The organism is Okeania sp. (assembly GCF_983059655.1).
In genome coordinates, this window is record NZ_CEZPJD010000401.1 from 1 (window position 1) to 7,029 (window position 7,029).

Consider the following 7,029-nt stretch of genomic DNA (forward strand, 5'->3'; position numbering starts at 1 on the left):
GAAATAGTAAGACAATTAATAAAGCTTTTATCCTAAAAAAAAGCAATAACTTATGGCTGATAGCTGATAGCTGACGGCTAAATACTTACACTAATATATTAGAAAGATGTCCGATTTAGGAACTTATATAAAATCAAAAAAAATGACTCAAATAGCTTTATTCGGTACAAGTGCCGATCCACCAACATCCGGACATGAAACAATTATTAAATGGCTTTCCCAAAACTTCGACAAAGTAATAGTTTGGGCATCAGATAATCCCTTTAAATCACATAAAATACCCCTCAAACAACGTTCGGCAATGTTATCAATTTTGATTGAAAATATTGACTCTAATAAAAACAATATTTCTCTCAATTCAGAATTAAGTAGTCGTCGTACTATAGAAACCGTTGAACGTGCTAGAAAAAAATGTCATAATGCTGAATTTACTTTAGTAGTAGGTTCAGATTTAGTCAAACAATTACCAAATTGGTATAAAATAGAAGAACTTTTGCAGAAAGTAGGATTATTAGTTGTACCTAGAAAAGGTATTACAATAGAAGAGGCAGATTTGCAAAAATTAAGAGAACTAAATACAGGAGTAAAAATAGCTTCTTTAGAAGTTCCTAATGTTTCCTCATCCGCATATCGCGAGCAAGGAGACTCAGCAATTATTACGCCTCCCATTAAAGATTATATATATCGGGAGCATTTGTACAAATGCCAGGACGCGACCATAGAAAAAGTGTAAATAATAAAGCAGATTTTAAAGTAGGAGTAGATAACGTAATTTTTTCTGTCGATACTCAACAAAACCGCCTATTGGTTTTATTAGTAATGCGACAAAAGGAACCATTTATTAACTACTGGAGTTTGCCAGGTACATTAGTAATACAAGGAGAATCTTTAGAAGCAGCAGCTTACAGAATTTTAGCGGAAAAAATTAAGGTCAAAAATCTATATTTAGAGCAATTATATAGTTTTGGCGGTCCTGGTCGTGACCCCAGAGAATCTATTTATAATTGTAGATATTTATCAGTCAGTTATTTTGCCTTAGTTAGATTTGAAGAAGCAGAATTAATTGCTGATGGAGTAACAGGTATTGCTTGGTATCCTCTGGAACAAATTCCTCAGTTAGCATTTGACCATCAACAAATTATTGAATATGGATATCTCAGATTAAGAAATAAACTTGAGTATAGTCCTGTTGCTTTTGATGTTTTACCAGAGCAGTTTACTTTAGGAGAATTGTATCAACTTTATACAACTATTTTAGGAGACAATTTTTCAGATTATTCTAATTTTCGTGCCAAGCTATTAAAGTTAGGTTTCTTATCTGATACTGGGGTAAAAACTTCACGGGGAGCAGGTAGACCCGCTAGTCTTTATCGGTTTGATGTTGAAGCATTTGCTTTGGTAAAAGATAAACCTTTAATATTTATTTGAGGGAGGTAGGGAATTCAGAAAAAATTGACACCCCGAAGCAATCTCTTCCACTGTAGGGTATCTATGAGATTGCTTCAGGAATTTATTTGACATTCCTTTTTATTTATAATTTTTGCGCTGATATTAATGTACTCAACAATTTCCTGGTTGCGAAGTTGAGCGATCGCTAAATCAAGTGGATGTTCTTGTAGCTTTAAGATATTTCCATAGAGGTTAATGGTATACTTTTCCAAGTCATTGAGTTTTTCTCTTTTTATCAAATATTGCCATTGTTCGTTGGATTTTAGTTCTAATTTAGCATCAAGGAGTATTGTTGCATCTGGGTACTCTTTTTGTAGATTATTGAGAACATCATCTATATTATTTTTACTCTCTAATCTTATATTTTTATACTCAATAGTGGTGCAGTCATATACTATCTTTGTTCCCCAAATTTTACTTTTGTATATCCACCCAAAAACAACCATTACTGCCAAAATTATAGTGAAAAAAACAACATAATTAACGTTATTACCCCAAGATTTAATAAATCCTACGCTTTTTTTTTCCTGATTGTGGTTAGAGATTGGATATTCAACCTGAAATAGTTCTATTTCTTCAAGTTCTAAGGGTCTACTAGAACCATCCATACTTAAGGATAACTGATGAGAAGGAATAGCTGGATGTGGATCGCGATGCTCCCAAAATTCTGTGTATCCTTCTATCAATTTCTGATGAATTTCTTCTATATTTTTCTGGGAAATCAAAACAGCTTCTTTACTTTTAATTTCCTGAATAACCACTCCTTCAATTAGAAGTATTTCTCTCCCAAATTGGTCTTTAAGAATCTCATCTCCTACTTGAGAATTTAGGTCTTTTTGTGTAGCTTTTAAGATTCGATAAACTATGGTGAAATCTCCTACTTTTGAACCAAAAATTTGTCTAATAAATCCCTTTCCTGGTTCTGTTAAATTTCCTGTCGTCACTCTTGCCAATAAGTTGCCAGTCTTAGCTTCACAGATGAAATCAGGAGCTACCACTGTTCTGTAGTCAAGATAGCGGTTACGACTTACTAAAAAAGGCCAAACTTCAATACTCATAGTGATAATTTAATAAATCTAGATTCGGAGTTTTATAAGAAACCGGGTTTATGGGAGAGATATGTGATTTATTTTATATAAACCGAGTTTCTCTGCTTTATTTATACCTACACTACCGGATTTCATATCACGGAAGGCAAAAGTTAAAAATAAGATTTGATAAATAGAAAAATTTGAGAATACAGTAATTTCAGGAGTTATAAGTTTCCCAATATTTATGACATTTTTAAAGTGAGTTAATATAACCCTTCTATGTTTAAGTTATTGTTAGGAATAGATTCTTAATATTATTAGTATTAGGTTCTATCATTATTAGTCATAATAATAATTATTATTAGCCATAATATTATAATAATAATATCCATATAAAGCCATAATTATTATCGCTACTATTAAACTAAACAAAAACCATTTCTTAGCTTTTTTTGATGCTGTAGCTGCTCCTAGTGCATCTGCACATTTAAGTCGTGTCTTAACTTCAGTTGCATAAATAATTGTGACAATTCCGAAAGGCAAATAAAAAACTGCCCACCTTTCAACTACCAAACAGCATAGAAAAGTGAGTAAAATTGCTGGCATTCGATAGTTAGGAATATTTTCTTTGCTAGGTGTCATGTTTACTTAAACTATATTTTATACAATTTGCCAAAATTTAATCGTTTTGTCATCACTGCCACTAGCTAAGGTCTGATTATCTGGACTAAAAGCTAGGGTCGTGATAATACCAGTGTGCCCGGTTAAAGTAGTTTTTAAAGTTCCGGTTGATAAATTCCAGACCTTTATTGTGCAATCATTACTTCCACTGGCAAGGATGCGGTTATCTGGACTAATCGCCAGAGACCAAATTGCTCCGCTATGTCCTTCCAAATTATACTTGAGATTCCAGGTTTTCGTATCCCAGACATAGATAGTTTTGTCTCCACAACCACTAACCAACATTTTACCATCTGAACTAAAGGCTAAAGCTTTGATAAAACTAGGATGCTTTAGGGTAAGAAATTTCAGAAATTTATCATCTTTAATGGGCAGTTCCCAAATCAGCATTTTCTTGTCTGTACCAGCAGTAGCTAAAGTTTGCCCATTGGGAGAAACAGCAAGAGCATAAACATAGCCTTGATGTTCGCTTAAACTGTGTATGACTCTACCGCCATTAGTTTCTAATTGCCAGATTTTGACAGTTCGATCTCGACTACCACTAATCAGTGTGCTCCCGTCAGGACTAACAACAAACCCATCGATCGGCTCGGAATGTCCCTTCAACGGTTTATACAAGAGTTTTCCTGTATTGGCATCCCATACCTTAATGCTTTTATCTGCGCTGGCAGTAAACAGCAGTTTATTGTCCTGACTAAGATTTGCTAGTACCCAATCTGATTTTTCCTGTACAATTTTTTTCTGTAAATTTCCCCGTGCAACATCCCAAAACAGAACTTTTCTGTCATCACTGGAACTGAAAAGAGTTTTACCATCAGATGTGAAACCAACCGAACAGACTACTTTTTCATGTTTTGTCAAATTATGAATGGGTTCAGGAGCAAAAAGAACTTCTCCTCCTAAATTAGCTTCGGGAAATCTCTCCTCAAAATCTTTGAGATGTTTCAAGAAACTAATGACCAAGTGCTTAAGTGCTGTTTCTCGATCTTTGACTTCTTGTAAAGATTTTTCTTGGTCTAGGTGAGATAGTCCGTTTAAAACAAACTGATGAATTAGCCGATTTTTAACTAAATCCAGCAGGGGAATGTTTTCTGAGGATGGTTTTAAGGCTTTAATATTAGCTTTTACCCCATCAATTAATACATAAGCAATAGGAATCTCTAACTGGAAAGGTTTAGGAATTGCACCAGGCTTTTTTTTCATCGAACCATCATGCTGAAGGGTTGCAAAGTCCATACCAATAGAACTTACAGGAATTAGACGTACTGGACAACCAGCTTTAACTCTACTATGAACTACATTTTTAAACTTAGGAACTTTTTCTAGCAGGCGTTTTCTTACTTCTGAGAGATCGTCACAACGACACTCAACAAGCAAATCCCACTTGCTGATAATAAAATGAACTGGTGTGTCTCTGCTACATCTATCTATCAGTTGCATCATGTTGGGTAAATGTTTCAGTAACCAGTAGTCAACATCTTTAGAACTTAGGTCTTTGTCCTGCATGAATTTCAACAATTTTAGACCATCAATCATCACCAACACTGCATCAGCATTAGGGACATTTTTTTTTAAATCAAAAACTTCGTCTTCACCTGGTAATATGTCTGTAACTAATCCTCCTGAATAGTCAATGTATGTAAACTGACAAACTGAAAAGTTTTCAAGATTAGGATTCTTTACAGAACAAGTAAACCTGTTCTTCGTTAACTCTCTTGTTGTCTCAGGCCAGGGTCCTTCAGAAATAATTTCTAAATAAAATTCATTTAGTTTTTTCTGCTGCTGATTATCAGGTACTTCCAGGAAAAATCCTTTGTCACTTTGAATAGATAATTCCTGAAAAAGACTAGCTAAAAATACTGTTTTGCCTGCTCCAGATGGTCCTAAAGTAATAATATTGTAATTTTTCATATTTATTTCTTTAGTTTTAATTTTCATATTCATAATGATTACCTTATTGCTTTAGTTGATCTACGATTATTGCAGAGTCAGGAAAATCTTGGCTCAGTTTATTACTAATATATAAAAAACTTGTCACAGCACTTTTCAAGGATGTTGTTTTATCTTCAATTTTTCTGATAGATTCATCTCTTATTTTGCGGAATTCAGCTAATTTTTTATCATCTGCTGCAACTTTTATTCTGATTCCTGCCAGGATCCAATTATCAATTCTTTTGAGGATTTCTTGAGCAATTATAATATTTAACTCATTTGGCTCACTATCATTGGAATTAGAGTTATCATCCTGAAAGATTATTGGTATCAAAAAATATTCAACAATAATATTAACAACTAGATCGATCAACCAACGGAAACTTAACACACCCTTGAAGAACTGATTTAATAATTTATTAAATCCACTATTTTCAGCAATAGATGCGTCGCTAATAGTAGTTAGTCGTTTAAGGTTTACCTGAATCTCTTTCTCTAAAAGATCGGGTATAACACAAGATACAGGAACTTCCATGTGAAAAGGACGTGGAATTGAACCTGCAATCTTTTTCATACTTCCATCAGGTTGAGGTGTTGCAAAACCTGAACCTATTGAACTTACTGGAATCAAGCGTACTGGAGAACCTTCTTTATTTCGATTAAGAACTAACTCTTTAAACTCAGGAATTTCTAGGAGGCGATCGCTTATTTCTTTTAAACCAAAATTATCATTTTCCAGCAAATCCCATTTACTAATTACAAACTGAATTGGTGCTTTACAATAGGACATCCATTTAATTATTGGTGGTAAGTCTTTATTTAAAAAATCATCAATCTTTTGTTCATTTTTATTACTTATTAATGCCTGAATTTTTTGACCATCTAAAAGACCTAAAATTGCATCAGCTTGTTTGATTATTTCTTGTAGCTGATCATCATCTTCATCCATATTTGTGAACCGTCCCCCAGCATAATCAAAATAAATAAACTCACAAATTGGAAAGTTTTCCAGATTAGGATTCTTGATAGAATAAGTAAACTTCCACTTTGATATCTCATCAGCTTTGGTTGTTTCAGGCCATTTTCCAATAATCAAGTTTGTGTAAATATCATTCAGTAGCTTCTGTGATTCAAAATCCTCAACCTCAAGATAGAAACCATCTTCTCCTTGGGTTGATAATGACCTAAACATACTGGCCAGGAATACAGTTTTACCTGCACCAGACGCTCCTAAAGTTAATATTTTGTAATTTTTCATTGCCTACATTTCCTCTGAAAATATAACGATGCCAAGTGTAATACTACTAGAGCAATTTCAACAGTTTTTTTAGATATTCTGAGTCTAGCATTACTTTTTAAGCTAAGGCGAGAAACTGCCTTTCAATAATTGATAATGGATAATTGATAATTACCTCTCCCTAAAAGGAAGAAGATTGAAAAAAAGGAAAATTTTTTCTTGTTTCTCCTTTAAAGGAGAGACTTTAAGCCTTAATTATTCGGTAAGTCTTGCTTGAAGATAATTTTAGGGAAAGTTATATTGAAATAATTGAAATAGGGATACTTAAGTAAAAATATATTAAATTTTTCAAACTTTTTTTGATTTGGATAAATTTAGATGTTTTGAAGAAGGATATTTACAAGGAATTGAGATTTTACCCTTTTACAACAGTTTTCAAGTCAATGAACTACATAAAAAAATGATAATCCTGTAGGAACGTTACATGGAACGTCCCTACCATTTGTCAAAAATATTTATCAAATTAGTATAATGAACAAAAAAAGTCTAACTTTAACCGGATTATTTTTAACAACCATCCTCCTAATAACAATAAACTTATTTCCTACCCAAAATGCCGAAAGTAAATCACAAAACCCTCTATCTCTTGGTTTCCAAATCATTAGTAATTCCCAGGGAGCAACTCTTTATCAAAAAGAT

6 protein-coding genes are annotated in these 7,029 nt (G+C 33.2%); 2 read left to right on the top strand and 4 right to left on the bottom strand.

Features of this window, described 5'->3' with window-relative positions; translation table 11 throughout:
- Window positions 1-142: 142 nt before the first annotated feature.
- On the top strand, window positions 143-733 hold the full coding sequence (locus AC3DU7_RS20340) for a nicotinate-nucleotide adenylyltransferase (protein WP_488041124.1): 591 nt from the start codon (window positions 143-145) through the stop codon (window positions 731-733).
- Window positions 703-1,428, top strand: a complete 726-nt coding sequence (locus tag AC3DU7_RS20345) for an NUDIX hydrolase (protein ID WP_488041125.1) — start codon at window positions 703-705, stop codon at window positions 1,426-1,428. Before AC3DU7_RS20340 ends, AC3DU7_RS20345 begins: the two co-directional genes overlap by 31 nt.
- A gap of 74 nt (window positions 1,429-1,502) precedes the next feature.
- On the opposite strand, the gene AC3DU7_RS20350 is transcribed toward AC3DU7_RS20345, so the two are convergent.
- From AC3DU7_RS20350 to AC3DU7_RS20365, 4 genes are all read right to left on the bottom strand, one after another.
- Complete coding sequence (locus AC3DU7_RS20350) at window positions 1,503-2,507, bottom strand: hypothetical protein (RefSeq protein ID WP_488041126.1); 1,005 nt, start codon at window positions 2,505-2,507, stop codon at window positions 1,503-1,505.
- A 312-nt stretch (window positions 2,508-2,819) separates the two neighbouring features.
- Window positions 2,820-3,122, bottom strand: a complete 303-nt coding sequence (locus AC3DU7_RS20355; protein WP_488041127.1) for a CD225/dispanin family protein — start codon at window positions 3,120-3,122, stop codon at window positions 2,820-2,822.
- An 18-nt stretch (window positions 3,123-3,140) separates the two neighbouring features.
- On the bottom strand, window positions 3,141-5,072 hold the full coding sequence (locus AC3DU7_RS20360) for a hypothetical protein (RefSeq protein WP_488041128.1): 1,932 nt from the start codon (window positions 5,070-5,072) through the stop codon (window positions 3,141-3,143).
- Window positions 5,073-5,115: 43 nt separating this feature from the next.
- The gene (locus tag AC3DU7_RS20365; RefSeq protein ID WP_488041129.1) at window positions 5,116-6,351 is read right to left on the bottom strand and encodes a TRAFAC clade GTPase domain-containing protein; all 1,236 of its coding nucleotides are present in this window, start codon (window positions 6,349-6,351) and stop codon (window positions 5,116-5,118) included.
- Window positions 6,352-7,029 lie beyond the last annotated feature (678 nt).